The sequence below is a fragment of the Atopobium sp. oral taxon 416 genome, assembly GCF_018128285.1.
Classification (GTDB): domain Bacteria; phylum Actinomycetota; class Coriobacteriia; order Coriobacteriales; family Atopobiaceae; genus Olsenella_L.
In genome coordinates this window covers 1,410,607-1,436,304 of record NZ_CP072380.1, presented here as the reverse complement: position 1 = coordinate 1,436,304, position 25,698 = coordinate 1,410,607, and the positions used below count along the sequence as shown (strand labels likewise).

Below are 25,698 nucleotides of genomic sequence, written 5' to 3'. Positions count from 1 at the left end.
CGCTTCGGGCACCGGCCCACAGCTTTTAGGATCGAACCAAAATAATCAACAGCATGAGAAATCTCTGTGTACAGATAAGAGAAGAACAGGCAACTTCCTTGTGAGAAGGGCTGGTTCTGTGAACCAGCCCTCTGCTCATACGGTATTCGGTTGTAACCGTCGCGCTTAGTCTTCAAAGTCCGTAAGTTGCTCCTGCAACTGGGCAATCGTGGTCTCGAATTCCTTCTTCTGGTTCTGTTTCTTCTCGATGATGGCAGGTGCGGCTTTTGCCATGAATCCCTTGTTGTTGAGTATGCGTTCAACACCGGCAAGGTTCTTCTTGGCGGCATCCAGCTCCTTGTGCAGACGCTTAGTCTCTGCCTCGAAGTCAACCAGGCCGCCGACCACAACAAAGATCTCGAGACCGATGTCAGTGACAGAGACGGAGCCCCTCGGCTTCTCCTGCTCCTGGCCCAGCGCCAGCTGATCAATGTAGCCGACGCTGCATATAAACCCACGCTGGGACTCGAGGACGGCTGCATCTTCCGGCGTGGACTTCACAGCCACGTCGAGCTGTGCTTTCGGGGAGAGGCGATAGCGGGCACGGACTGAACGTACCGCGGAGATGACACGGGTCGCGAGTTCAAAGTCGTGCTCTGCCTGCTCGTTGATGAACTGGGTGAAGCGCTCAGGTTCTGGCCACTGTGCCACCATCAGGAACTGGGCGGAGTGGTCATCTAAGCCGGAAGCCGGCAGGGCATCCCAGACGCTCTCGGTCACGAATGGCATGACCGGATGCAGAAGGCGCATCGAAACGTCGAGTACGAAGACCAGGTTGCGCTGCACCTGCAGCTTTTCCTCAGGAGTACCGTGGAGCAGCCTCGGCTTGCACAGCTCGATATACCAGTCACAGACCTCACCCCAGAAGAAGTTCTGGAGATCACGCGCATAGTCGCCGAAGTTGTAGGTCTCGAGTTGGTCGGTTGCGTTCTTCACGGTCTTGGCCAGGCGGGAGAGCATCCAGGCATCCTCGGCGGTCTCTGCCTTCGGGGCTCCCGGTGTATAGCCGTCCAGGTTCATCTGCACGAAGCGGGAGGCGTTCCAAATCTTCGTCACAAAGGAGCGTGCCTGTTCGGTGCGCGGAGACTTGATCAGTTTTTTGGTCTTCTTGTCGATCTGCGCGTCGAACTTCACGTCCTGGTTGTTGGTGATCAAGGTTAGCAGGTTGTAACGCATCGCGTCGGCGCCATACTTTTGAATCAGATCCATCGGGTCAACGCCGTTGCCCTTAGACTTGGACATGCGGCTACCATCTTTTGCGAGTATCGTCGCGTAGATGTAGACGTCGTAGAACGGCACCTGATCGGTGAAGTAGAGTGAGCTCATGATCATGCGGGCGACCCAGAGGGCGATAATATCACGGGCGGTGACTAACACCTTCGTCGGGTAGTGGCCTTCCATCTGGTCGGTGCAATCCGGCCAGCCCTGCGTGGCAAAAGGCCACAGCTGCGAGGAGAACCAGGTGTCCAGAACATCCGGATCCTGGTGGATATGCCTGCTGTGGCACTTCGGGCACTCGGTCGGATCCTCCATCAGGGCATCTTCCCAGCCGCAGTCCTTACAATAGAAGACCGGGATGCGGTGGCCCCACCACAGCTGCCGGGAGATGCACCAGTCCTTCAGGTTGTCCATCCAGGTGAAGTAGGTCTGAGACCAGCGTGCGGGGTGGAACTTGACCTCCCCATCCTTAACGGCCTTGTAGGCACGGTCCTTGAGCTTATCGACGGCCACGAACCACTGCTCGGAGAGCCAAGGCTCCAACGCGGTGCCGCAGCGGTAGCAGTGCATCACGGAGTGGTCGAGCTCTTCGATGTGGTCCATCAGATCGTGCTTCTCAAACCAGTCGCAGATAGCCTCACGCGCCTCATCGCGGTCCATCCCGGAGAACTCGCCGTAGCCGTCAACCACATGTGCAGTCTCGTCAAAGATATTGATCTGCGGCAGGTTGTGTGTCTGGCCCATCACATAGTCGTTTGGATCGTGGGCCGGCGTCACTTTCACAAAGCCGGTACCAAACTTAGGATCGACATGCCAATCGGAGAAGATCGGGATCTTACGGTTCACGATCGGAAGTATCACGGTCTTGCCCACGAACTTCTGCTTGTCGGGGTCTTTCGGGCTCACGGCGATGCCGGTATCGCCCAGCATCGTCTCCGGACGAGTCGTCGCAATCGTGATGTATTTGATTCCGTCAACCGGCTCAGTCAGCGGGTACTTCATGAACCACAGATGGCCCTTCTCGTCCTTGTACTCCACCTCATCGTCGGAGATAGCGGTGTGGCAATGGGGGCACCAGTTGACGATACGCTTGCCGCGGTAGATCAGCCTGGCGTGATACCAGTCCACAAAGACCTTGCGGACCGCCTTGCTGAATTGTGGGCTCATCGTAAACTGCGGATCGGAGAAGTCGATGGAGCAGCCCATACGCTTGATCTGGTTGATAATGGTGCCACCGTATTTGCGGGTCCAGTCCCAGCAGGCGTCAATGAACTTGTCGCGACCCATCTCGAGGCGATTTTTGCCCTGATCCTTCAGCGCTTTATCGACCTTGGTCTGCGTCGCGATACCGGCGTGGTCCGTTCCCAGGATCCAGCGGGTCGAACGGCCGCGCATACGGTTGTAGCGGATAAACGTATCCTGAGTAGAATCATCCATTGCATGGCCCATGTGCAGGATACCGGTAACATTGGGAGGCGGTATCACCACGGTGCAGTCCCCGGTGCCCTTGTTACGCTGATAGCAGCCCGCGTCCATCCACGCTTTAATCAAGCGTGGCTCATTGGTGCTTGGGTCATAGGTCTTAGGCATTTCTTCCACGATACAAAACCTTTCGACATGCTCCGTTTAACGGTGGAGGCACTCGTGTCATGGGCGCGCGCCTTAAACAGAAACCTTGTGTGTAGAAGACTCTTGCAAAAGAGCCAAAGAGTAGCATACCACGCACGCACAGAGCCTGGAAATTGAGGTTAAAGCCCTTACATGTATGTACAGCTCCTCTATGAGCAGTACCTACAGTGGATTCAGATTCTGCCTATGCCCATCGCGGTGCTGCTGCGGATCACCAATTAACGGACAGCCACACGGTGCCCTACTTTCGTACCAATGGGAACAAGGAGCAATCCCATCAGAGCATTGTGTGGGTTGCACAGGCTTGTGTCTAGTTCAATCCATCCTGTCATCCCGACTTTGGGCATTGCATAATCCTGCAGAAAACACCGCGTTAAAGCTCACGTGTCAAGCCGTACTTCTCCGGTAATTACAAACTGGTTGAGCAGCTGACGCCCTATCTGCCCAAAGTACTGATCAGGATTCAAGAAAATCTGTTGGAGCCGCATGAAAGCTCCAATGTCTGTCTCAACAACTACAGCTTCACGATGGATGTGGCAGTCTATCTTTCCCATCTTTTAGGCAACCGGTACAGTCTTACCTTTACCGCCGGTGGAGTGAACCATGTAGCAGATTGACTACAGGAATCGTTGCAGCGCCGAAAGCCGCAACCCAGGCGTATTGTAATCCTGAGCACCTTGGATCAAGCGGATCAGGAAGCCCTCAGCAAAGAGATCGCCGATCAGTTTGTGGGCGTAGCGTTCTCCATCAGATTCATGTCGCTTGGCCAACAGGCTCTCAATCCGGATACCGATATTGTGTTCACCACCGATCACAGCATCAGTGAGGAGGATCCCCGTATCGGTTACCCTTCCAACCCACCCGATGGATAGACTCTGTAGAAGCACTCAGCACGAGTCACTGGTATCTCTGCAGAGACTGTGCTTAAGCTCTTTGATCGCACGCGCTGGTATGTCTCTGATACAGATATCAGAGAGGCTGCAATCGATTACTTGTCGTCAAAAAAACAGATGCCTGGCTCAAAACTGAGATCCTCTCGAAGCTCGTAGCAGAACGGAGGGCAGCTCTTTACTGATTACTTTGAAATAGGGTGGCGATCCTGAAACCCATCCGTCCCATCAAACATCAACCGTTTGATTCTGTATTGATGCTGAAGAAGGGTATCTCCTGGGGAAACGACCATACCATCTCGCTTGTCACCCTCTTTACCCTGGACTCAAAGCATCCGGAGGAGGCCACTTCCTGTGAGCACCTGCTGCCAGGGCTCTTCAGACTGGGGCGGAGATCTCAGTTGAACGACTCCACCGACTACGATCAGCTCAGGGAACTCTTCAAGGTACGGCTCAACAAACAGCATTAACACTATCCCGATATGATACAAGGCCCAGAAGACATTTGATCTCCTGGGTCTTGTTCATTGTAATGATGCAATCAGAGCTATGCGCTCTTCGGCATCCTCTTATGCACCTTCTTGGATTGTGAGGAATGAATCAGCTTCGGGCCCTCTTTGCCCTGAACCGCTTCTTTCGTCACAACAACGCGCTTGATATCCAGATCAGATGGGATATCAAACATCGTATCCTGCAGCGTGGACTCACAGATCGCCCTGAGGCCACGGGCGCCCGTGCCACGCTGAATTGCCAAGTGAGCGATCTCCTGCAGCGCATCCGGTTCAAACTCAAGGTCGACTCCCTCAAGCTCAAACATACGGTGATACTGCTTAATGATGGCATTCTTGGGCTCAGTGAGGATCCTGACTAAGTCATTCTCCTTCAGCTCGTGGGTCGAGGTGATGACTGGGATACGGCCGATGAATTCCGGGATCATACCGAACTTCACCAAGTCCTGAGACATGACCTGTGACATCAGCGAATCTTCGTCCTCATCCACATCCTGAGTAAGCTCCGCATTGAAGCCGATGCCTTTCTTACCGATGCGGTCCGCCACGATCTTATCGAGGCCGACAAACGCACCGCCACAGATAAAGAGGATGTTGGTGGTGTCGATGCGGATCAGTTGCTGCTGAGGATGCTTTCTGCCTCCCTGGGGAGGAACCGAGGCAATGGTGCCCTCGAGGATCTTGAGCAGCGCCTGCTGCACACCTTCACCCGAGACGTCACGGGTGATCGAGAGATTCTCCGCCTTGCGGGCGATCTTGTCGATTTCGTCAATGTAGACGATACCCACCTCTGCGCGCTTGACGTCCCCGTCAGCGGCATTGATAAGCTTGAGGAGGATGTTCTCCACATCCTCACCCACGTAGCCGGCCTCCGTGAGTGTCGTGGCATCCGCAATCGCAAACGGGACTTCCAGGAAGCGCGCGAGCGTCTGAGCTAGCAGCGTCTTACCGGTGCCAGTGGGGCCCAGAAGCAGGATGTTGCTCTTTGCGAGCTCCACATCGCTGTCGTCCGCATCGTCTTCCTCAGTGGGCGCCATGATGCGCCGGTAGTGGTTGTAGACCGCAACCGACATCGTTTTCTTGACCTCTTCCTGCCCCATAACGTACTGGGACAGCTCATTGTAGATCTCATGCGGCGTCGGAAGCTCTTTCAGGGGAAGACCCGGATTTAAGATCTCCTCCCCTGCTTCCAGATCCGGCATACTCATACCGGAGAGCTCATCCGATTCACGGATAACGTCGGCGCAGGTCCTCACACACTCATCACAGATGAAGATGTTGTTCGGGCCCTGGATCATCTTACGCACTTGATCGCGGGTTTTACCGCAGAACGAACAGCGTATTTCATCGTTGTTCGGCATTCACTACTCCTCGCTTGCTGATTCCTTACGCGACTGGACGATCTTGTCGATCAAGCCATAGTCAAGTGCTTCCTGAGGACGCATGTAGTTGTCACGCTCAGTGTCCTTGTTGATCTTCTCGATCGGCTGACCGGTGGCCTGGCTCAACATCTCATTGAGACGCTGGCGGATCCACTTGGTCTCGTTCGCGACAATCTCAATGTCGGTCTCCTGACCCTGGACGCCAGAGCTCGGCTGGTGAATCAGGATCATAGAGTTCGGCAGCGAATAGCGCTTGCCCTTCTGACCGGAAGCCAGAATAGCGGCGCCCATCGAAGCTGCCATACCGACGCAGATCGTGGAAACATCCGGCTTGATGAAGTTCATCGTATCGATAATACCTAATCCAGCATAAACATCTCCGCCAGGCGAATCAATATAGAGGGAGATGTCCTTGTCAGAATCCTGGCTCTCCAAATGGAGCAACTGGGCGATAACCAGGTTTGCAGATTCTTTCGTAACTTCCTCGCCCAAGAAGACGATACGGTCATTCAACAGGCGTGAATAGATGTCGTAGCTGCGTTCACCACGTGGGGTTTGCTCTACGACATATGGAATCAGAGGGATATCCTTCGGATTGTGCATACAAAACTCCTTTTGCAAATATGATAGGCCTCTAAGAATATCCCCAGCAGATGCCTACGCATTACTGGGGATAGCAAATTTTTTAAGATGTGTCCAAATAGTGGAACTAAAAACTACTTGTTGTCGTCCTCGTCAGCCGGCTTGGCGTCCTCAGCTTTCTCGTCGGCCTTGTCGGAGTCATCAGCCTTGTCAGAGTCGTCATCGTCCTTCTTGTCCTTCTCAGCGATCTCGTCGACGATATTGACCTCAGCGTTGTCCACCATCCACTTCAGTGCCTTCTCGCGGCGGATGGACTCTCTGATTGCGGGCATCTGTCCATTGTCCGTGAAGGTCTTGATCTGGGCCTTGATGTCCTGAGCACCAGAGCGCTTGAACTCGTCCTCGATATCGTCCTCAGTGACATCCTCATTGAGGTGCTTTGCGAGGGCATCGAGAGCCAGCGACTGACGGGCACGCTCGTCTGCCTGCTCGCGCAGATCCTTCATGAACTCATCGGAAGAGATGCCACGGGCCTTCAGGTAGATGTCCAGCGTGAGGCCCTGACGCTGCAGCTGGGTCAGGAACTGCTGGGCGATCTCGTTCAGGACCTGATTGACATAGTTCTCAGGGATCGGATCGAGCTTGACGCGCTCACCGAGCTTCTCGACCAGACGGTCTTCCTTGAGGCTCGGAAGTGACGTCTTTTTGTCAGACTCAATGTCGTCCTTCACGGCGTCACGGAGCTCTTTGATCGTGTCGAAGCCGAAGTTCTTCTTAGAGAACTCATCGGTGAGCTCAGGAGTAACCTGCTCACGGATATCTGTGAGCTTGACCGTGGCAGTGTGTTTGGTGACAACGTCACCGTCTTCCTTCTTCTCGGTCGTGGTCCAGGAGATGTCCTTGGTGTCGCCCTTTTTCATGCCCATGAGGCCATCAATGAAGTCAGAGGAATAGGTGGAAGAGTCGGTGTTCAGGATCTTGCCCTTGCCGACAAGGTCAGACGCGTTCTCTTTGTCGGTGATGTCGGCAGCGATAATGTCGCCCTTCTGCACACCGCGGTCTTCTTTGATGGACTCAACGGTCTCGTGATAGCTCATCAGCTGGTCGAGCTGCTGATCGATCTCGGCTTCAGTGGCCTCCTCAGGCGGCATCTGGATGGACGGCGCGTCGTAGGAGTCAAGCTCAACCTCAGGACGGACCGGGATCGCGACGGTGCAGTCGTACTCTTCGCCCTCCTTAGCGATCTTCGGATCTTTGCCGAAGCTCACCTGCTCAACCGGGACGATGTCCAGCTCGTTGAGCATCTGCGGCTCAACGTCGTTGAGGAGCTGGTTGGTGGCGTCTGCCAGGACGGCATCTCTGCCTATAAGAGAGTCAATAACAGGGCGCGGGGTATGGCCACGGCGGAATCCTTTGAAGTTGTAGCGGTTAGCAATGGTCCTATACGTATCTTTGATCGCTTTGTTGACATCCTCTTTGGAGATGGTGAGTTGAGCGGAGAGCTCGTTGTCTTTACGCTCATCTGCTGTGACGGTAATCTTCAAGGTTCCTCCATGAACTCGTTCTGCAAGCTGTGTTTCCTGACGCAGTTTCTCACATTTATCCTGTATTGAGTGGTGCGGGCGAAAGGACTTGAACCTTCATGAGATAAATCTCACTGGAACCTAAATCCAGCGCGTCTACCAGTTCCGCCACGCCCGCAACATACACGCACAGACTAAGAATAATAGCAAATTTCAGGGATTTGCGTGCACCTGAAGCTAAATTTTTCCCTCTCTGTACGCGAATTTGTACGCACCCACCATATCATGTTCACACTGAGCCGTCGTCTACGATCAGTTCCTTACCGGTCCGACAGATCCTGCAGGGCATAGACACCAAGAGTAGTCTCACGCAGCGTCTCGATCGACTGTACCAGCGCCGTCGCTGCGGACATCGTGGTGGCCATATCGATACCGCGCTCCACGGCCTCGCTTCTGATCTTGGTGCCGTCGCCGCGGGAGTTGTGCCCGTGCGGGGTGTTGATCAAAAACGCGACCTCACCGTTTCTCATCAGGTCCAACACATTCGGATGCCCCTCACGGATCGGTTTCACGATCGCGCAATCGATGCCCGCCGCACGCAGCGTCTTTGCGGTGCCCTTCGTCGCAACCAGGTTGTAGCCTAAGTGCCTCAGTGACATCGCAACCGGTGCAATCGAGCGCTTGTCACGGTCACAGACACTCACAAACACGTTGTCGGACATCGGCAGATCGTAGTCGATGGCCTCACGAGTCTTCGCATAGGCCCTCGGAAAGGTCGTATCAAGACCCATGACCTCACCGGTGGATTTCATCTCAGGCCCCAGGATGACCTCAGCGCCCGGGAACCTGCTCCACGGCATCACCGCCTCCTTCACCGCAAAGTAGCCGAAGTCACGCGCTGGATCCGGCAGATGGAAGGAGTCGATGCTCTCCCCGCTCATAATGAGCGCCGCATACTTGGCCAAAGGTATTCCGCTTGCCTTGGAGCTGAAGGGCACCGTGCGGCTCGCACGCGGGTTGAGCTCAATAACGAAGATCTGTTCATCCTTTACGGCAAACTGAACATTTAAGAGGCCATGGATATGGCAGGCTAATGCCAGTTTGGTCGTGATCGACCGGATCCTCGACACAATCGTGTCAGAGAGGCTGAAGGGCGGGAAGCAGCAGGCAGAGTCACCGGAGTGGATACCGCACTCCTCGATGTGTTCAAGCACTGAGCCCACATAGCACTCATTGCCGTCACACAGCGCATCCACATCGAGCTCGATTGCATCCTCCAGGAAGGAGTCCAGATACACCGGGTGGTCCGGGGAAACCTGAGTCGCCTCAGCCATGTACTTCTTCAGGTCGTTGTCGTCGTAGACGATTGCCATACCTCTGCCACCAAGCACGTAGCTCGGCCGCACGATCAGCGGATAGCCGATGTGCCTTGCAACCTTCTTGGCCTCTTCAAAGGTCTTCGCCACACTCGAGAGCGGATAGGCAATATCGAGAGAGTCAAGCAGAGAGGAGAATCTATCTCTATCCTCAGCCAGGTCGATTGACTCCGGCTGCGTACCCATAATCGGCACGCCAGCCTTCTTGAGCCTGCTCGAGAGGTTGATCGGGGTCTGGCCGCCCAAGGTCACAATCACGCCCTGGGGCTTCTCCATCTCGACGACATTCATAACATCTTCAAAGGTCAAGGGCTCAAAGTAGAGCCTGTCTGAGGTGTCATAGTCGGTGGAGACGGTCTCCGGGTTGCAATTGACCATTACGGTCTCAAAGCCTCGGTTCTCCAAGGCATACGCCGCATGGACACAGCAGTAGTCAAACTCAATGCCCTGCCCAATTCTGTTGGGGCCGGCAGAGAGGATCACGACACGCGGCTTTTTAGCCTCACAGAACTCACTTTTACCACCTTGCTCATAGGTGAAGTAGTGGTAGTTGGTGCGGGAAGCAAACTCCCCTGCGCACGTATCGACGGTCTTCAGTTGTGGCTTCACATGGAGGACTTCTCGCAGCGCCCTGATGACCGCCTCAGGCTGGTTGGTCAGGTAGCCGATCTGGGCATCACTGAAGCCAAGCTGCTTAGCCGCCAGCAGGTGTTTGGCATCCAAACCGGAAAGTCCGCGTTTCTGGATCGCCTTAGCAGCCTCTACGATGTCCTGGATACGATAGAGGAACCAGTTGTCGATGCCAGTAAGCTTGTGGATCTTCTCCACGCCCCAGCCCCGTCTCATTGCCTCACCGATATAGAGGATCCGCTTCGGAGTCGCCCGGCGAATGTTGTCCTCAAAATTCTCCTCGTCGAACTCCATAGAGCCATCGAAGTCCAGACCGAAGTGTCCCTCCTCGAGCGAACGCAATGCCTTCTGCAGCGCTTCCTCAAAGGTGGAGCCGATCGCCATGACCTCACCCACGGACTTCATACGGGTGGTCAGAGTCTCTGAGGCGCCTTCAAACTTCTCAAAGGCAAAACGTGGGATCTTCACGACGCAGTAGTCAAGCGCCGGCTCAAAGGAAGCAGGCGTGGTGCCGGTGATATCGTTCGTGATCTCATCGAGCGTATAGCCCACCGAGAGCAGTGCCGCCATCTTCGCGATCGGGAAGCCGGTAGCTTTGGAAGCTAACGCGGATGAGCGGCTCACGCGCGGGTTCATCTCGACCACGAGCACGCGTCCATCCTTGGGGTTCACTGCGAACTGTACATTGGAGCCACCGCAGGCGACGCCGACTTTCTCCATTACTGCCAGCGCGTAGTCACGCAGGCGCTGGTATTCCTTATCGGTCAAGGTCTGTACCGGGGCCACCGTGATTGAGTCGCCGGTGTGGACGCCCATCGGGTCCATATTCTCAATTGAGCAGACGACGATTCCGTTGCCGGCGACGTCGCGCATGACCTCCATCTCAATCTCTTTCCAGCCCTCGACGGACTGCTCGATCAGGACCTCAGTCTCAGGCGAAAGGGCCAGGCCTTCGCGCGCGATCCTCATCAGACTCTCATGGTCGTACGCCATGCCGCCGCCAGCGCCACCGAGCGTAAAGGCGGGGCGCACGACAACCGGATATCCGAGTCTGTCGGCAATCTGTTCGCATTCTTTCAGGGTGTGGGCTACCTGGGATTTGGCAACCTCAAGGCCGATCTCCTTCATCGCGTTAGCAAAGAGCTCGCGGTCCTCGCCGACTTTGATGGAGTCAATGTCGCAGCCGATAACCTCAACGTGGTATTTCGCCAGGACGCCAGCTTCGGCCAGTGCAACAGCACAGTTAAGACCGGTCTGGCCGCCCATGTTCGCCAGCAGGGCATCCGGACGCTCCTTCTCGATGATCTTGGTTACGGAAGATATCGTGATCGGCTCAATGTAGGTTTTGTCTGCGGTCTCCGGATCCGTCATGATCGTCGCAGGGTTCGAGTTTACAAGCACTACCTCGTAGCCCTCTTGGCGAAGAGCCTTGCAGGCCTGCGTACCCGAGTAATCAAACTCACACGCCTGTCCGATTACGATGGGACCAGAGCCGATGATCAAGATCCTCTTGATGTCTGTTCTGTTTGGCATTAGTGGTTTCTCCCCTCGCGTACATCGATATCCAAGTAGTCCTTGTTGCCGTCCATCAGCCGTACAAAGGCCTCAAAGGCATAGGTAGAATCGTTTGGTCCTGGTTTTCCCTCCGGGTGATACTGCATCGAGAAAGCTGGGATATCCAGGAACTGAATACCCTCGCAAGATCCGTCATTGAGGTTCACGTGCGTGAGACGCACGCGTCCGAATTTTTTTGTCTGTGCAACCGGCGCGATGTGATGCTGAGACCAATAGCGAAGATCTGTGGGGTGCTCTTTCACCCCACCGGAGAGCTCCGGGATCAGCGGCCCAAAGCTCGAGAAGACCGGCCCGTAGTTGTGGTTCTGGGCGGTGATCTCCACCTTGCCCGTAAGCAGGTTCATAACCGGCTCATTGGCGCCGTGATGCCCATATTTCAGTTTCTCAATCTCAGCTCCCGCTGCCATTGACAGCATCTGGTTGCCAAGGCAGATACCGAAGATAGGGTATTTGCCGAGCGTTGCCTTCACAGTCTCCACGGTCTCAGGGACGCTCGAAGGGTCACCCGGTCCATTGGAGAAGAAGACTCCGTCAGGATATAGCTCATCGATTGCAGAGAACGGCGTATTCCAGGGAACAACCGTGACCTCACAGCCTACCTTGGCCAACCAGTCGAGGATGCCCTGCTTGATACCACAGTCAACCACGACGATCTGGTGCCGAACCTTCCGTCCTTCAGGCTTCACGGTGAAGCGATCTTCGTGGGACACATCCGCCACGAAGTTATGTTCTGCAATGTGGGGTGACGCCTGCACACGTTCTATAAGGTGCTCAGGATCTAAGTCCTTTGTCGAGATCGCAGCGCGCATCGCACCCTTCTCACGGATATTCAGAGTCAGAGCACGTACATCGACGTCCTCGATAGCTACAACGTTGTTGCGCTTCAGGAAATCAGGGAGGCTCTCGACGCTCTGCCAGTTGCTCGGTTCATAGCACATATCGTGTACGACAAGCCCTCGCAGGTTCGGTCGGTCAGCCTGCATATCGATCTTCGTGATTCCATAGTTTCCGATCTGTGGGTAGGTCAGCGCGACAATTTGGCCCGCATAGGAAGGATCAGTCACGATCTCTTGATATCCCGTCATCGAGGTATTGAAGACGATTTCGCCGAACATCTCTCCCTCAGCTCCGCAGGATCGTCCTCGAAAGACCATCCCATGCTCGAGAGCTAATAGCGCTTCAGGATGTTTGCCATCATCCACCAGAAGGTTCACAATCACACCTTTCGTCTTAGGCTTGCCCTATAGTTATAAAAAAGAAGCACGTCTCGCGACATGCTTCTACCATCTTAAACTATAGATTTCACCGATTTTCTCCTTACCAGCATCCCGTGCTGTTTTAAAGGCTTTTTATAAGTGTAGTGACTAGAAAATAATTAAGGTAATCAAACCTTTTGTCCTGATAGATAGTGTGAAGAGCCCATGATGAGAATCTTTATCCAAGAAGTAGCATTTGAACGTTCTTCTGTATCTAACAGTCTAGATAATGGGTGATAGTGTACTACGTCGAGCTGCGGAGGCTTACATCGGCCATCACCATATGGCGAACCACCCTTGCAGCTTCAGGTCACCTATCAAGGGTTTGGTTGACCTGGAAGAGGTAGACCTACCAGTTGAGGTAGCTTTTGTATGTTGACCTTGGACATGCCTGTGAGGTGCCGGGTTCACCCGTTATCTAAACTGTTAGATTTTTATATAGAAAACTCCTGCTGTGCGGATCAACCACCCAGCAGGAGTCGATAACGATACAAAGATAAAAACTATAAAGCCAGTCTCTAACAGATGCCTTGAGCCATCATTGCGTCAGCAACCTTGAGGAAACCTGCGATGTTAGCGCCGAAGACCAGGTCACCCTCATGGCCATACTGCTTAGCAGCATCCCAAGCGGACTTGTAGATGTTATTCATGATGTCATGAAGCTTATCATCAACCTCCTCGAAGCTCCAGGAGAGGTGCTCATGGTTCTGAGACATCTCAAGACCAGAGGTTGCAACACCGCCGGCGTTAGCTGCCTTGCCCGGTGCGAAGAACACGCCGTTCTTCTGCAGATACTCAGTTGCGTCGGTCGTGGTCGGCATGTTAGCGCCCTCAACTACGTACTTGGCGCCGTTAGCGACAAGCTTCCTAGCATCGTCGAGATCGAGCTCGTTCTGGGTTGCGCACGGCATTGCGATGTCGCACTTCTCACCCCAAGGACGCTCGTTCTCGTGGTACTGAGCATCTCTGTGGTCCTTGACATATTCCTTGATGCGGCCACGCTCAACCTGCTTGATCTGAACAAGTGCGTCAAAGTCAACGCCGTTCGGATCATAAACATAACCGTTTGAGTCTGAGACGGTTACAACATGAGCACCGAGTTCCTCAGCCTTCTTGACCGCATACTGAGCAACGTTGCCGGCACCGGAGATTGCAATGGTCTTGCCCTTGATGTCCTCATTCTTCTGGTGGAGCATGTTCTCCAGGAAGTAGACCGCACCAAAGCCGGTTGCCTCAGTTCTGGCAAGAGAACCACCATAGGAGAGACCTTTGCCGGTGAGTACTGATTGCCACTTGTTCGTGAACTTCTTATAAGCACCGAAAAGGTAGCCGATCTCACGGGCACCGGTTCCGATATCACCGGCAGGAACATCCGTATCCGGTCCGATGTGGCGGACGAGCTCAGCCATAAATGACTGGCAAAAGCGCATGACCTCGCTGTCGGACTTGCCCTTCGGATCGAAGTCAGAGCCACCCTTCGCGCCGCCCATCGGAAGCGTCGTAAGAGAGTTCTTCAGGGTCTGCTCAAGGCCCAAGAACTTCAAAATTGAGAGGTTCACAGACGGATGCAGACGGATGCCGCCCTTGTAGGGTCCAAGCGCAGAGTTGAACTGAACACGGTAACCACGGTTGACCTGAACCTTGCCTTCATCGTCAACCCAAGGCACACGGAAGATGATGATGCGCTCAGGCTCGACCAACCGTTCAACCAAGCCTGCCCTCTCATACTCTGGGTGGGCATCGAGCGCCGGTTGAATCGTTGTTAGAATCTCACTTGCGGCTTGAATAAATTCGGACTCATCCTTATAGCGCTCTTGGAGCTGTTTAATGACGCGTTGTGAATAGTTCATCATTAGCCCTTTCTTCTTGTAGGAAGCTCTGTAAGCCTCTTGTTCCTTCTTCTGGAACCGTGAATAACTGTATCCTTATACACAAGGCCTCAAACAAGAAGAAAACGAGCTGTAACGTTTTCGTTCACAAATGTTCTTTTTCAGCTTACATACTCTATAAGTCAACTGAAAGCCCTGTTAAGCTCGTGTCTCACAGTGCCGAAATAAGCCTCAGATAGCCCGTAATATCAGCCAAAGTAGCTACTGGAAGAGAAGTCTCCCAAGGCTCATTGCCTAGCTGTGCGGAGATTGGGTCCATCTCACTTCATGTTGTCCGTCAGCACCCCGTCCGAGATGCCGAGCTCCATGAAGCTGTGGAGCATCCCGAGAAAGAGGTTCTCCTGCCGCACGCTCGGGAAGAACTCGATGTAGAGCGTGGTACAGTGGTGACAGACCATCGCGAAGCATGCGATCCTGGAGACGGTGCCCTCGGCCACCATTGCCGAGAGCGCCTCGTCTATAATCTTCTGTAGGCCATCGTATCTGCTGTCCATCTTTCCCTATATTCCTCCTATCGCCGGCACATTAGCACATCCAGCATAGGAGAGATGCAGCGGTACGGTGGCCATTTTCTTCCAGCTGCGATTGGCTATTGTGTTTCGACTATTTGTGATGGCAGATTGTCAAGCTGAGTGCAACATCTCCTTAAAGACCTCGTTGGCTGTCCTGTATTTCAGGACCTTCCTCGGCCTGTCGCAGATCAGCTCCACCGCATGCTGCACCTCCTCGTCTATGACCTTTCCGAAGTCGCTGCCCTTAGGGGAAGAACTCTAGCAGGAGCCCGTTGGTGTTCTTAACTGTCGGCTTCTGCCATAGATGGTGGGGGTCGCAGAGATGGTGGGGGTCGCAGAGATGGTGGGGGTCGCAGAAGTAGAACTGCACGCCTCAAAGGGCATCTGTGACATCTGTATGCCCTGCGAACTGCTTGCTCCTATCCGGAGTGAGCGTCTTAAGGGAACGTCCTTGTAGCAGTCCGACCTCGGCCTTAGAGACGCTCCCGCTGTCGTGGTGGCTCTTTCCGCGGCAAGCAGCCTCACTGCCCTGTCGGCAAGCACGAGCAGGCACACGGGTCCCGCTGCCACGAGCGTGTCGTCTACCCACTCTCCGAGGCAAGACCTCGCATCGGCCTCTTAGGCCTCTCCTTTACGCTGTGTAAGATCTCGATCTTACCCCTGATCTTAGGCCTCTTGCTGCGCAGGTGGCGCCGCATCTGGCCTTGCGGGCCGGATCCCGGCAGCTCGAGCGTGGCGGCCTGGACCTGCCGGTAGAATAGTCGGCAGGCTCAACGGTGCACCTGCCGCCACCCTCGAGCCTGAGATATAGTCTATCTCCTCCAGGGACCAGTGTCTGTCCATGATGAGAGAGCGCACCTTCTGCGCAAGCGCAGGGTCTGAAAGCCGCCTTTTCGCCCTGCATCTCCTGTGGCGCTCATCCGCCCTCCTTTTGGGCAGCACGTGCCCCATAGTGTCCGTGCCGGCCGTTCCTCTTGAGCTTGTGGCAGACGCTGGAGCTGTCCCTGCCGATCTCTGCCGCGATATAGGCAATTGACCTTCCCTCTGCATGCAGCGTGGCTATGCAGTCCCTCTCCTGTAGGCTTGAGATGCTTGTAGTGGCACATTCCTTCTAGCTTGCGACGTTGATTGAGACAACCAACATCGTAGCCTTCCGGAGTGTGCCACGCTTGCATTCAGCGGGCCATCCTGTTGCATTCAGAATGCTAATCCGCCAGCTGAAAATCTCCCGACGTCAACAGTACATCCCTTGAGATGGCAGATCGCATTGCGGAATAGACAATCTTCGATAGTTCTTTCCGAGAATAGAAAAGTGTGTGGATAAAGATAGGTCCGCCAGCTGCGGAAATGTGCGTCATCCATAAAAATGGCGAAGCACCCTCGCAGCTTTGGGCCACCTCTTTGCGTCCTGACAAACACAGAACAGCGACACAAACCTATTCAGGCAAGACTGGAGGCTGGATTTCTTCGTGTCTGGGAACCTGAATAGGTAGAGCAGCACAGCTTGTTTGCAAGCCCCATGGCCTTGTGCAGGTATGTCAGGTCAGCGATGTCTGCCCTATAGGCCTCGTCAGTGCATTTGGTTGCCTTCACAAGTGAGAGATGAGACCTATCCCATGGTGTGCATAACTATTGAACCTTCTGCTCTATGCGAAAGCAGTGTGTCTTCGATTCACTTGGAAGAAGGCTTTCCATGCCCTAAGATCACGCCGACGCTCTTGAGTGCGTCGAGGCCTGCCGCAGTGCAGATCTTGTTCTTGGAGGGCCCACTCTTCTGCACGATGTCGGAGTCGGTGAGGTAGGGCTTGTCTGTCCAGATGTGGCCGCACAACACGAGCCGGTTCTAGTAGCCGTCGGCGGTGGCAGCGCCGCTGTGGTGCCACACGAAGGCACTCGTGTGGGTGAGGTCACACATCTCAAAGATGAGGTCGAAGGATGTGGTGTAGCACATACAGGTGATGGGGCACTCCCAGCTCAAAAGTTCCTTCTTAGCATATTTCAGCGCTAAGAGCTAGGCTGTGTACCTTTGACGCCCCGGCGGTGTCTGCTTGTCTTTCCAGCTTTCGGCAAACCTACAAATGTGGCAAACAGGATGGAGTCATCACAGCTCGGCTGCCTCTCTGAGCGTTTCTGCGCCTATCTGTCTTGCGACATCTGCGTTCTACAACCGCAGCGCCGAAGGACGACACCGTGTCCTTGTAGGGGTTTGATAGCAACCATGGTGGATTTCCTATCCACGCAGGTGGCCATCCGCTCAGGAATGTCGCCAAACATAGGGCCAGATGGCCACTTGAGCAAATCTATGCTTGGCAACGCCAATGGTAGCACCACAGGGTTACAGGTGAGCGATCCTATCCACACGCTTCCTTACTCTCGGATAATTCTTTTGTGTTCTATATGCCGTAAAATAAGTAATAATGCCCAGAAGTATCTGTGCTGCGATAAACTATATATACCTGTAACGCCGGACACCTATACAAGAAGCTCAAGGAGACGCAATGCGTAAATCTATCGCGAAACTAGTTATGCCTCTCGCTGTCGCAGCATGCATTGTTACTACCCTACCTGCTTGCCAGGCTCAAACAGGTTCAGCGTCAAATTCAAATGATTCCCCATCTGAAAACTCTCAGGCAACCAATCAGACCGATTCCAATGAGTCTCAGACGAAGCGCGTCGGGAAGGCCGGTGTCGGCTATGTATCCGTCCCCTCTGACTGGATCTCTCTTGCTACCAAGAGCGGCAGCGGGGATGTCGAGTTCTGCGATCTCTCTGCAACCCAGATCATTACGATGAAGATCATGGATTCAAACGATTCCGACGTCAGAAGCTCTAAAGCAGCAGAGAATGCCGCTGCTTCAAATAGTTCCTCTAATGCTCCTTCTACATCAGATCAGAACGGCCAGAGCTCCTCTAACTCCAACGCTGACTCAAATAGCAACAGCAATAACAGTAGTAACAGTACACAGAACAGCTCCTCTTCCTCATCTGACAACAACGCCAACCAAAACAACAACGGAAACGCTTCCGAAGAGTCAGGACCGATTACGGTCGACGATGCAGTAAAGGCCGTTATCCGACATGCCAAATCTCTGGATGTGACAGACGACAACATCATCCAGGAGAGCTCCAAGCTCATCAACCATCCTGCCACCCAGCTCACCATCAACTACGGTGACGGTACCCGCGTGATCTGCTGGGTACTTGAAGACGACAACGGCGTGATCCGCTATGTTGCCGCTGAGGCCCCATCTGATACGGTTAACCAAGTCGCTCAGATTGTTGAAGATACTTACTCATTCTAGTTTTCAATTGCAAGAAAGCGCGTAGTTCTCTATACTAAACAACGCGTCACGGGGTGTAGCGCAGCTTGGTAGCGCAACTGCTTTGGGAGCAGTGGGTCGCTGGTTCGAATCCAGTCACCCCGACCAGGAATGCGGCGATAGTTCAATTGGTAGAGCCTTAGCCTTCCAAGCTAATTGTTGCGGGTTCGAGTCCCGTTCGCCGCTCCATAGAATATGAAACCAGTCGATCGCAAGATTGGCTGGTTTTTTCCATTCCATTATATACGTATGGTACCGAAAGGCGCGTTTCAATCCCCTCTTACGAGGGTGGTAACGGTTTTCCCTACCATTTCCACGACGAATCCTCAGAGCAAGTGCAGTGTCTTGTGGTAGTGGACCTCCCAAGGCACTTCCAACCCAGACGCTTGAGGCCTTCGGTTGAGTGAATCGTAGGCCTTCTGGACCTCGGCACCTGTGGCGTCATCGAGGCTTTTGCCCTTGGGGAGCCAGTCCCTGAGGAGTCCGTTAGTATTCTCGTTGATGCCCCGATCCAGGGTGGCACTTCTCACAACTCCGCCGTCGAGCATAAGGAAAAGCTCGGCGAGCACGTGGGTGATCTTGACCTTACCCTGCCTCTCCTCAAAACCCTTCCTGCACCTGCGCTTGCCATGGTGCTTAAGCAGCCTTGCAGTCTTGAGGTGGTCGGCAAGCTCGCAGCCGAGTGAGCCCGACTCCACAGCCCGCTAGGGAAACGATGATTAATGCCCCATAACGTGTTAGAGGGGACCGACCACACGACTTTTCGCGGCCGGCATGCGGGAAAGGCAGAAAAGGTTGCTCATCCAGCATGTACAGGAGCCGCTATCCTTACATTTGTCCTGCCGCATGCACCGCAAGAAGGCTCCAAGACAGATCAAACGACGCTGTGAGCCGGGAGGTGCAGCCTGCTGGCAAAAGATGCACATGGATAAGGTTTGCAAGGGCGAGGCAGACTCGAGTGTGCAGGCATCTTCTCTATCCCCTAGTAGCGCTTCCTTAAGGGGTCGAAGCGCCGCTTCACGATGAGGAAGGGTGCTTCTGCCTTTGAGCAGCCGGATGCCTTCCTGGACTCGATGCCCTTCTCGGTCAAGAGTGCACAGGCAAGGCCCTCTCTAGTCGAAGGCTTTCTTAGCAACGCTTTAGCGCATAGATGAGAGGTGTGGGTCAGCTGTGACCTTAAGGGCGCTTCGCTATACCTATATAGCCTAAAGTCTGCGCAGCAGAACCTATCATCTTCCCTTACGAGTGCGTGTGCCACAGGATATGTCGGATACATTCTAGGCGATCGTCTCCACACCATGCACAAGGCCGCCTGCGGCATCCACGCCGATATGCGCCTTGTATCCGATACGCCAGGCTCCCCCTTTCTTGGACTGGTGCGCTTTAAGGGTCGCGCGCATGGTCGTGGTTCTTCGTGAAACTTAAGGCTTAGGTGAAAGTCACATCCACAATGGAGCCACCCCGCGCCGTGATCCCTGCCTTCTTAAGTTCTGAGTCCAGGTGCAAAGCACAAGCTTTGCCGAGTCCCTCTCGCTTTAAGGCTATGGCGCATCTTCGCAAGTGTCGTTGCATCTGGCACCTGCGCCTGCATGAGGTCTGCGTGCACAGAAGCGCTGCCAGGAGTGGCAATCCAGGATAGCATCTTCGGTTCTCTCGTCTTAAGAGAGCAAACATAACCTGTAGCAGATACATCCTTATGCATCGTCTTTGCAGCGCGCACATGCCTGACAAGAGCCTGTCAGTGGTAGCTGGTATCTACCAGTGCAATCCAGCTGTCCTACACAACGATTGCATCCATCTGCTCCAGGAATGCCTCTCGCTGGGTCTTTCTCCTCAGACCTTAGGATTTAAGGTGGCAGATTGTCAAGCTGAGTGCGACATCTTCCTAAAGACCTCGTTGGCTGTCCTGTATTTCAGGACCTTCCTCGCTCTGTCGCAGATTAGCTCCACCGCATGCTGCACCTCCTCGTTTGTGACCTTACCGAAGTCGCTGCTCTTAGGGGAAGAACTTGCGCAGGAGCCCGTTGGTGTTCTTAACTGTCGGCTTCTGCCATAGATGGTGGGGGTCGCAGAGATGGTGGGGGTCGCAGAAGTAGAACTGCACGCCTCAAAGGGCATCTGTGAGCCCTGTATGCCCTGCGAACTGCTTGCCCCTATCCGGAGTGAGCGTCTCGAGGGGACGTCCCTGCAAAAGCCCGACCTCGGCCTTAGAGACGCTCCCGCTGTCGTGGTGGCTCTTTCCGCGGCAAGCAGCCTCACTGCCCTGTCGGCAAGCACAAGCAGGCACATGGGCCCCGCTGCCACGACCGTGTCGTCCTCCCCCCTCTCCGAGGCGAGACCTCTCATCGGCCTGCTTTGGCCTCTCCTCCATGCTGTGCGAGATCCTGATCTTACCCCTCGTCTTAAGCCTCTTGCTGCGGACCTGCTTCCCCTTCCTGCGCAGGTGGCGCCGCATCTTGCCTTCGGGGCCGGTTTCCGGCAGCTTGAGGGTGATGGCTTGGACCTCACGGTAGAATAGTCGGCAGGCTCAACGACGCCGCTGCCGCCACCCTCGAGCCTGAGATGTCGTCTATCTCCTCCAGGGACCAGTGTCTGTCCATGATGAGAGAGCGCACCTTCTGCGCAAGCGCAGGGTCTGAAAGCCGCCTTTTCGCCCTGCATCTCCTGTGGCGCTCATCCGCCCTCCTTTTGGGCAGCACATGCCCTAAAGCGCCCGTGCCGTGCGTTCCTCTTGAGCTTGTGGCAGACGCTGGAGCTGTCCTTGCCGATCTCTGCCGCGATATAGGCAATTGACCTTCCCTCTGCATGCAGCGTGGCTATGCAGTCCCTCTCCTGTAGGCTTGAGATGCTTGTAGTGGCACATTCCTTCCAGCTTTCGACGTTGATTGAGACAACCAACATCGTAGCCTTCCGGAGTGTGCCACGCTTGCATTCAGCGGGCCATCCTGTTGCATTCAGAATGCTAATCTGCCGGTCCTAAAAGCTCATCTGGCTGTCCATATCTGTCTTTTGGATATGCTGGAATGTGTGGATGTAGCTATACCATATCCAGAAGACAGATAGGCATCTATGTGGGTATGGGCACTGCGTGGTTCGAGACATTTTAAGCCGATGTCATACAGCGTGTGGCTCCACTGGCCTCATCGAGGCGAATTAATCATCGTTTCCCTAGATCGCGCATGGGTCGCTACCTCGTAGGTAGCTGTTGCACTTAGAGTGTGGATTCGCTGAATGTCAAAGATCTCCATGCTGTACAGCACGATCATAAACTGGACAAAGAATTGAAGAAAGCCAAACTTCATGCATATGCTATCCGCTATGCTTAAAATGATTGTTTCTGCAAATAACAGACAGGCACAAGCGATGATGGCCCACCCGATAAGGTGATCTCCGTGAAATCACTCTTTCTTATCAGGGATTACCACAAGAATAGCTTGAGACGTCGAAGTGAAAAACCGCTTATCCTGGATCTACCAGTCTAGATTACGGGTGATAGTGTACCTACGTCAAGCTGTGGAAACTTGCGTTGGCCTTCATCATATGACGAACCACTCTTGCAGTTTCAGGTCACCTATCACGAGCTTGGTTGACCCGGAAGAAGTAGACCTACCAGTTGAGGTAGCTTTTGCATGTTGGCCACGGACATGCCCGTGAAGCGCCAGATTCACCCGTTATCTAGACCGTTAGAATCATCCTGGATAAACCTGCTCCACCATAGAGGGGAAGAAAATACGCGAGCATAACCATACCTGATGCGATTATCGTTATTTCCATCTTCGCTGCGATCCCCTCACAGCTCGTCGGCCCCCGTACAAAGACCTTTATCAAGGAAGTATCCTTTGAGTTACTTTCACTATACCTGTAGGCACTACCAACAATGAGGACTAACAATAAAACTATAAGGAAACGCTGCGTCACTTCTGGCTACAAGACTCCCCTACAACACATGCAATCGCATCGGCAATGACATCAGCGATCTCATCGAGGCGAGTGAGGTCCAGAGCGCTGTAGTTCATAACAAAGGCGGAATCACCGGTATGAGTGTGAGACACATAGCAGTCACTCAAGGGCATCAAGGCAACGCCGTGCCGACAGGCTTCATTGGCAATAGCACGCTCTCTTTTATCGGGAGCAACTCTGCAATCGCTATCGCAATGGACCCGCATCATAAAATGCATGCCTCCCTCAAGACCCTCAAAGAAAAGACGGGAACCCACCCTGCTTTTCCGAAGAGCTTTCACAAACGCATGTTGGGCTTTTCGAGCATGGACTCTCAGCCGATTGATATACCGCTCATATGCGCCTGTCTCGAGGAACCATGCAAGCGCCACTTGGTCTAACGGGCTCACCGTATTGGCATAGACTTCAGCGTCCTGATCAAAGCGGTCCGCAAGATTCACAGGTAATACCATATACCCGATACAGAAGGCTGCCGCCAGGCCCTTCTCAAGCGCACCAATATAGATCGTACGGTCTGCCGCATCGATGGTATAGAGCGTCGATATAGGATATCCAGCAAAGCGAAACTTTCCGTCGTAGTCATCCTCAATCAGGTAGCGATCAGCCCTATCCTCACGCGCCCAGTTCAGAAGATCACGTCTCCTTTGGGCAGAAGTGACTATACCGGTAGGAAACTGGTGCGCTGGCATCAGCTGTGCGATATCTGCGCCACTCACACGCAACGCCTCTATGTTCATGCCCTCTTTATCGAGTGGAACAGGCTTCACTGTGACGCCCAATGCCCGATACGTACCCACCAAATATGGATACCCGGGATCCTCAACCGCAAAGGTTCGATCATGTCCTATTAAACGCACGATATAGGAATAGAGCGCCTGAGTGCTCGCACCTACCACGATGCGTTCAGGCGCCAGCTCCATACCCCGTGATCCCTGCAGATAGTGGGCAATGGCACGCCGCAGCCGCCAGGATCCTGCCGGTGCTTGTTCGCTTACCAGTGAAGCCGCTGATTCTTCCGCAAGGGTACGGCGCATTGTCTTGGCCCACGCATCATAGGGAAACAGATCGGTCTCAGTTGCCTGCATAGTGAAATCTGCCAGCAGGGGTATTCCACTCTGTCGGCTCTCACCCGCATCTCTACCATAGTTTTTTGTCACTGCAGCACATCTCGACTCTTGATGTGTCACCTCTTTCGCCTGCAGCGCTGGCGCGAGTTCACAGGCAAAGTACCCACGCCGCGGTTCTGCAAGTACGTATCCCTCAGCCACCAACTGACTGTAGGCAGCCTCAACCGTGATTACACTGATCCCCAAGTGATCTGCCAAGGCTCGCTTTGAGGGAAGTTTTTCATGGGGAGCAATGGTGCCATGGGCAATATCATGGCGGATACATAGGTACAGGTACTCATAGAGGCTATGTGATCCGCGCTGAGTCATATCATAGGTGAGCATGCTGATCTCCCCCTAACCATTATTCAGAATGCCAACTCTTCAATCTGACCTTACAAAATAAACTCTTTTTGACTATAGGCGTATATCCAGACTTGCCCTATTCTATCGCTCATCTCCTAGTAACAGGAAGGAATTAAAAATGCCAGATAAACAAACCACTGAGAATCACGCCGAGCGCGCCAAGCTGAACCGCCAGTTGGCACAGATGCTTAAAGGCGGTGTCATTATGGACGTTACCACTCCCGAACAGGCTCATATCGCAGAAGATGCCGGTGCCTGCGCCGTAATGGCCTTGGAACGGATCCCCGCCGACATCCGTGCTGCAGGCGGCGTAAGTCGTATGAGCGACCCCAAGATGATCAAGAGCATCCAGGCAGCAGTGAGTATCCCGGTGATGGCTAAGTGTCGTATCGGCCACTTTGTTGAAGCTCAAGTACTGCAGTCAATCGATATCGACTATATCGACGAGTCAGAGGTGTTGACCCCGGCCGATGACGTGTATCACATTGACAAGACGAAGTTCGACGTCCCCTTTGTCTGTGGAGCACAAAACTTAGGAGAAGCCCTACGCCGTATTGCGGAAGGCGCCACGATGATCCGCACCAAAGGAGAGCCGGGTACCGGTGATGTGGTGCAGGCGGTGCACCACATGCGCACCATGAACGCAGAGATCAGAAGAGTACAGAGCTTACGGACCGATGAGCTCTTTGAAGCTGCCAAACAATTACAGGCACCCTATGACTTAGTGCTCTACGTACACGATCACGGAAGGCTCCCAGTGGTCAACTTTGCTGCCGGTGGCATCGCTACCCCGGCTGATGCAGCCCTGATGATGCAGCTGGGAGCCGAGGGTGTTTTTGTAGGCTCAGGTATCTTCAAGTCAGGCAATCCCGCCAAGCGTGCCCAGGCGATCGTCAAAGCAACGGCAAACTACGCCGACGCAAAGCTTATTGCCAAACTCTCTGAGGATCTGGGAGAAGCTATGGTCGGTATCAATGCAGATGAGATCGATCTGCTCATGGCAGATCGAGGGAAATAACCATGGCACAGCGGCAAAAGACCGCCGCAGTACTTGCAGTGCAGGGAGCCTTTATCGAGCACGAGCATATGCTAGAGCGCCTCGGCTGTACCTACATCGAACTCCGTCAGGCTGCCGATCTCAATCAACCGTTCGACCTTTTGGTGCTGCCCGGTGGTGAAAGCACCGTACAATCAAAACTGTTGCGTGAGCTCGGAATGCTCGACACATTGCGTTCCCGTATACAGGAAGGTCTGCCAGTGCTCGGCACCTGCGCAGGACTCATCCTGTTGGCTGAGAACGTGGAGGAAGGCATACCGGTGCCCGGAGACAGCGAACATGTGACATCGGGAGCCACCGCTCCCGGGGCGCTCGCTACCCTCCCTGTAACCGTCAGGCGCAACGCCTATGGTCGCCAGTTGGGAAGCTTCCACACCACAGCACCCTGTGCAGGGTTACCCTCCAAGGATGGAAAGAATGATGAGATACCGCTGACGTTCATTCGGGCACCTTTCATCACTGAAGTGTATAGAACAGCAAGGGTTCTCGTCCGCGTCAACAATCACATCGTAGCGGTCCGTGACGGCAATCAAATCGGCGTCTCCTTCCATCCGGAACTCGATGAAGACACGCGGATCCACGAGCTACTGATAAACATGACATAAGTTTATGAAGTAGCACCTATAACCCATGAGTTCTCTTCTACTCATAGGCGTTGTTAACGCCGGGCGATGATCGCCACCTAGCGCCGGGCGATTCTGGCCGTTTCCAGCCGGACGATATTCTCCAATGTGCCGGCAACCGGAAATGCTATCTATGACTGCGCAAGGGGCCTCGAAGCCTCTGCGCTAGGGAAACGATGATTAATTCCCAATGATGTGCTAGAAAGGGCCAGCCACGTGGCCTTTCGCGGCTGGCATAGGCATTAATCATCATTTC

At 54.0% G+C, this 25,698-nt stretch carries 25 protein-coding genes and 3 tRNA genes; 7 read left to right on the top strand and 21 right to left on the bottom strand.

The window, feature by feature from the left end:
* Nucleotides 1–165: 165 nt before the first annotated feature.
* Nucleotides 166–2,856, bottom strand: a complete 2,691-nt coding sequence (locus J4859_RS07670) for a valine--tRNA ligase (RefSeq protein ID WP_212334897.1) — start codon at nucleotides 2,854–2,856, stop codon at nucleotides 166–168.
* Between the two features lie 410 nt (nucleotides 2,857–3,266).
* Nucleotides 3,267–3,440, bottom strand: a complete 174-nt coding sequence (locus tag J4859_RS07665; protein ID WP_212334888.1) for a hypothetical protein — start codon at nucleotides 3,438–3,440, stop codon at nucleotides 3,267–3,269.
* A gap of 123 nt (nucleotides 3,441–3,563) precedes the next feature.
* On the opposite strand from J4859_RS07665, the gene J4859_RS07660 reads away from it, so the two are divergent.
* The gene (locus J4859_RS07660; RefSeq protein WP_212334886.1) at nucleotides 3,564–3,758 is read left to right on the top strand and encodes a hypothetical protein; all 195 of its coding nucleotides are present in this window, start codon (nucleotides 3,564–3,566) and stop codon (nucleotides 3,756–3,758) included.
* A 218-nt stretch (nucleotides 3,759–3,976) separates the two neighbouring features.
* The gene (locus J4859_RS07655) at nucleotides 3,977–4,246 is read left to right on the top strand and encodes a hypothetical protein (RefSeq protein WP_212334885.1); all 270 of its coding nucleotides are present in this window, start codon (nucleotides 3,977–3,979) and stop codon (nucleotides 4,244–4,246) included.
* Nucleotides 4,247–4,323: 77 nt separating this feature from the next.
* Here J4859_RS07655 and clpX read toward each other — a convergent pair whose 3' ends face one another.
* The 12 genes from clpX to J4859_RS07600 all read right to left on the bottom strand — a co-directional run bounded on the left by clpX (nucleotide 4,324) and on the right by J4859_RS07600 (nucleotide 16,841).
* Nucleotides 4,324–5,646 carry an ATP-dependent Clp protease ATP-binding subunit ClpX gene (gene clpX, locus J4859_RS07650; RefSeq protein WP_212334883.1) on the bottom strand — a complete coding sequence of 441 codons (1,323 nt, stop codon included), beginning with the start codon at nucleotides 5,644–5,646 and terminating at the stop codon, nucleotides 4,324–4,326.
* A gap of 3 nt (nucleotides 5,647–5,649) precedes the next feature.
* Complete coding sequence (locus tag J4859_RS07645) at nucleotides 5,650–6,270, bottom strand: ATP-dependent Clp protease proteolytic subunit (RefSeq protein WP_305852688.1); 621 nt, start codon at nucleotides 6,268–6,270, stop codon at nucleotides 5,650–5,652.
* Between the two features lie 113 nt (nucleotides 6,271–6,383).
* A complete protein-coding gene (gene tig / locus J4859_RS07640; RefSeq protein ID WP_212334880.1) occupies nucleotides 6,384–7,793 on the bottom strand; it encodes a trigger factor in 1,410 nt (469 codons plus the stop codon).
* Nucleotides 7,794–7,863: 70 nt separating this feature from the next.
* A tRNA-Leu gene (locus J4859_RS07635) sits at nucleotides 7,864–7,950 on the bottom strand.
* Between the two features lie 142 nt (nucleotides 7,951–8,092).
* Nucleotides 8,093–11,311 (bottom strand): carbamoyl-phosphate synthase large subunit, encoded by a 3,219-nt coding sequence (carB, locus tag J4859_RS07630; RefSeq protein ID WP_212334878.1) that lies wholly within the window; start codon nucleotides 11,309–11,311, stop codon nucleotides 8,093–8,095.
* Nucleotides 11,311–12,573, bottom strand: a complete 1,263-nt coding sequence (gene carA / locus J4859_RS07625) for a glutamine-hydrolyzing carbamoyl-phosphate synthase small subunit (protein WP_249113794.1) — start codon at nucleotides 12,571–12,573, stop codon at nucleotides 11,311–11,313. The genes carB and carA overlap by 1 nt, the downstream gene beginning before the upstream one ends.
* Nucleotides 12,574–13,127: 554 nt before the next feature.
* Entirely contained in the window at nucleotides 13,128–14,459 is a 1,332-nt protein-coding gene (gene gdhA, locus J4859_RS07620) for an NADP-specific glutamate dehydrogenase (RefSeq protein ID WP_212334871.1), read from the bottom strand.
* A gap of 299 nt (nucleotides 14,460–14,758) precedes the next feature.
* Nucleotides 14,759–14,992 carry a hypothetical protein gene (locus J4859_RS07615; RefSeq protein ID WP_212334869.1) on the bottom strand — a complete coding sequence of 78 codons (234 nt, stop codon included), beginning with the start codon at nucleotides 14,990–14,992 and terminating at the stop codon, nucleotides 14,759–14,761.
* Between the two features lie 262 nt (nucleotides 14,993–15,254).
* A complete protein-coding gene (locus J4859_RS16890; RefSeq protein ID WP_256436855.1) occupies nucleotides 15,255–15,380 on the bottom strand; it encodes a hypothetical protein in 126 nt (41 codons plus the stop codon).
* Between the two features lie 296 nt (nucleotides 15,381–15,676).
* Nucleotides 15,677–15,853, bottom strand: a complete 177-nt coding sequence (locus J4859_RS07610; RefSeq protein WP_212334867.1) for a hypothetical protein — start codon at nucleotides 15,851–15,853, stop codon at nucleotides 15,677–15,679.
* Between the two features lie 73 nt (nucleotides 15,854–15,926).
* A complete protein-coding gene (locus tag J4859_RS17665; RefSeq protein ID WP_212335186.1) occupies nucleotides 15,927–16,100 on the bottom strand; it encodes a helix-turn-helix domain-containing protein in 174 nt (57 codons plus the stop codon).
* A 582-nt stretch (nucleotides 16,101–16,682) separates the two neighbouring features.
* The gene (locus J4859_RS07600) at nucleotides 16,683–16,841 is read right to left on the bottom strand and encodes a hypothetical protein (protein WP_212334865.1); all 159 of its coding nucleotides are present in this window, start codon (nucleotides 16,839–16,841) and stop codon (nucleotides 16,683–16,685) included.
* Between the two features lie 667 nt (nucleotides 16,842–17,508).
* On the opposite strand from J4859_RS07600, the gene J4859_RS07595 reads away from it, so the two are divergent.
* The 3 genes from J4859_RS07595 to J4859_RS07585 all read left to right on the top strand — a co-directional run bounded on the left by J4859_RS07595 (nucleotide 17,509) and on the right by J4859_RS07585 (nucleotide 18,519).
* Nucleotides 17,509–18,312 carry a hypothetical protein gene (locus J4859_RS07595; RefSeq protein ID WP_212334864.1) on the top strand — a complete coding sequence of 268 codons (804 nt, stop codon included), beginning with the start codon at nucleotides 17,509–17,511 and terminating at the stop codon, nucleotides 18,310–18,312.
* 49 nt (nucleotides 18,313–18,361) lie between these two features.
* Nucleotides 18,362–18,438, top strand: a tRNA-Pro gene (locus J4859_RS07590).
* Between the two features lie 5 nt (nucleotides 18,439–18,443).
* Nucleotides 18,444–18,519: transfer RNA gene (locus J4859_RS07585), tRNA-Gly, on the top strand.
* 137 nt (nucleotides 18,520–18,656) lie between these two features.
* Here the strand turns inward: J4859_RS07585 and J4859_RS07580 are convergent.
* The 7 genes from J4859_RS07580 to J4859_RS07555 form a co-directional block, all read right to left on the bottom strand.
* Entirely contained in the window at nucleotides 18,657–19,028 is a 372-nt protein-coding gene (locus tag J4859_RS07580) for a hypothetical protein (RefSeq protein WP_212334862.1), read from the bottom strand.
* Between the two features lie 284 nt (nucleotides 19,029–19,312).
* Nucleotides 19,313–19,465, bottom strand: a complete 153-nt coding sequence (locus tag J4859_RS07575; RefSeq protein ID WP_212334860.1) for a hypothetical protein — start codon at nucleotides 19,463–19,465, stop codon at nucleotides 19,313–19,315.
* Nucleotides 19,466–19,607: 142 nt separating this feature from the next.
* Nucleotides 19,608–19,730 carry a hypothetical protein gene (locus J4859_RS16885; RefSeq protein WP_256436854.1) on the bottom strand — a complete coding sequence of 41 codons (123 nt, stop codon included), beginning with the start codon at nucleotides 19,728–19,730 and terminating at the stop codon, nucleotides 19,608–19,610.
* 28 nt (nucleotides 19,731–19,758) lie between these two features.
* Nucleotides 19,759–19,902, bottom strand: coding sequence for a hypothetical protein (locus tag J4859_RS07570; RefSeq protein ID WP_212334858.1), 144 nt, complete (start codon nucleotides 19,900–19,902; stop codon nucleotides 19,759–19,761).
* Between the two features lie 535 nt (nucleotides 19,903–20,437).
* Nucleotides 20,438–20,785, bottom strand: coding sequence for a hypothetical protein (locus tag J4859_RS07565; RefSeq protein ID WP_212334857.1), 348 nt, complete (start codon nucleotides 20,783–20,785; stop codon nucleotides 20,438–20,440).
* 218 nt (nucleotides 20,786–21,003) lie between these two features.
* Nucleotides 21,004–21,231: a helix-turn-helix domain-containing protein gene (locus J4859_RS07560; protein ID WP_212334855.1), complete on the bottom strand. Its 228-nt coding sequence runs from the start codon at nucleotides 21,229–21,231 to the stop codon at nucleotides 21,004–21,006.
* 1,013 nt (nucleotides 21,232–22,244) lie between these two features.
* Entirely contained in the window at nucleotides 22,245–23,741 is a 1,497-nt protein-coding gene (locus J4859_RS07555) for a PLP-dependent aminotransferase family protein (protein ID WP_212334853.1), read from the bottom strand.
* Between the two features lie 139 nt (nucleotides 23,742–23,880).
* Here J4859_RS07555 and pdxS point away from each other — a divergent pair, with 139 nt between their 5' ends.
* On the top strand, nucleotides 23,881–24,780 hold the full coding sequence (gene pdxS, locus J4859_RS07550) for a pyridoxal 5'-phosphate synthase lyase subunit PdxS (protein WP_212334851.1): 900 nt from the start codon (nucleotides 23,881–23,883) through the stop codon (nucleotides 24,778–24,780).
* 2 nt (nucleotides 24,781–24,782) lie between these two features.
* Nucleotides 24,783–25,424 carry a pyridoxal 5'-phosphate synthase glutaminase subunit PdxT gene (pdxT, locus tag J4859_RS07545; protein WP_212334849.1) on the top strand — a complete coding sequence of 214 codons (642 nt, stop codon included), beginning with the start codon at nucleotides 24,783–24,785 and terminating at the stop codon, nucleotides 25,422–25,424.
* Nucleotides 25,425–25,698 lie beyond the last annotated feature (274 nt).

Excerpts from the sequence above, each read along its gene's own strand:
- J4859_RS07665 (WP_212334888.1), bottom strand. The coding sequence starts at position 3,440 with ATGGGAAAGATAGACTGCCACATCCATCGTGAAGCTGTAGTTGTTGAG.
- clpX (WP_212334883.1), bottom strand. The coding sequence starts at position 5,646 with ATGCCGAACAACGATGAAATACGCTGTTCGTTCTGCGGTAAAACCCGC.
- J4859_RS07645 (WP_305852688.1), bottom strand. The coding sequence starts at position 6,270 with ATGCACAATCCGAAGGATATCCCTCTGATTCCATATGTCGTAGAGCAA.
- carB (WP_212334878.1), bottom strand. The coding sequence starts at position 11,311 with ATGCCAAACAGAACAGACATCAAGAGGATCTTGATCATCGGCTCTGGT.
- gdhA (WP_212334871.1), bottom strand. The coding sequence starts at position 14,459 with ATGAACTATTCACAACGCGTCATTAAACAGCTCCAAGAGCGCTATAAG.
- J4859_RS07615 (WP_212334869.1), bottom strand. The coding sequence starts at position 14,992 with ATGGACAGCAGATACGATGGCCTACAGAAGATTATAGACGAGGCGCTC.
- J4859_RS07610 (WP_212334867.1), bottom strand. The coding sequence starts at position 15,853 with ATGGACAGACACTGGTCCCTGGAGGAGATAGACTATATCTCAGGCTCG.
- J4859_RS07595 (WP_212334864.1), top strand. The coding sequence starts at position 17,509 with ATGCGTAAATCTATCGCGAAACTAGTTATGCCTCTCGCTGTCGCAGCA.
- J4859_RS16885 (WP_256436854.1), bottom strand. The coding sequence starts at position 19,730 with ATGCGCGCGACCCTTAAAGCGCACCAGTCCAAGAAAGGGGGAGCCTGG.
- J4859_RS07570 (WP_212334858.1), bottom strand. The coding sequence starts at position 19,902 with ATGCAACGACACTTGCGAAGATGCGCCATAGCCTTAAAGCGAGAGGGA.
- J4859_RS07565 (WP_212334857.1), bottom strand. The coding sequence starts at position 20,785 with ATGCGGCGCCACCTGCGCAGGAAGGGGAAGCAGGTCCGCAGCAAGAGG.
- J4859_RS07560 (WP_212334855.1), bottom strand. The coding sequence starts at position 21,231 with ATGTTGGTTGTCTCAATCAACGTCGAAAGCTGGAAGGAATGTGCCACT.
- J4859_RS07555 (WP_212334853.1), bottom strand. The coding sequence starts at position 23,741 with ATGCTCACCTATGATATGACTCAGCGCGGATCACATAGCCTCTATGAG.
- pdxS (WP_212334851.1), top strand. The coding sequence starts at position 23,881 with ATGCCAGATAAACAAACCACTGAGAATCACGCCGAGCGCGCCAAGCTG.
- pdxT (WP_212334849.1), top strand. The coding sequence starts at position 24,783 with ATGGCACAGCGGCAAAAGACCGCCGCAGTACTTGCAGTGCAGGGAGCC.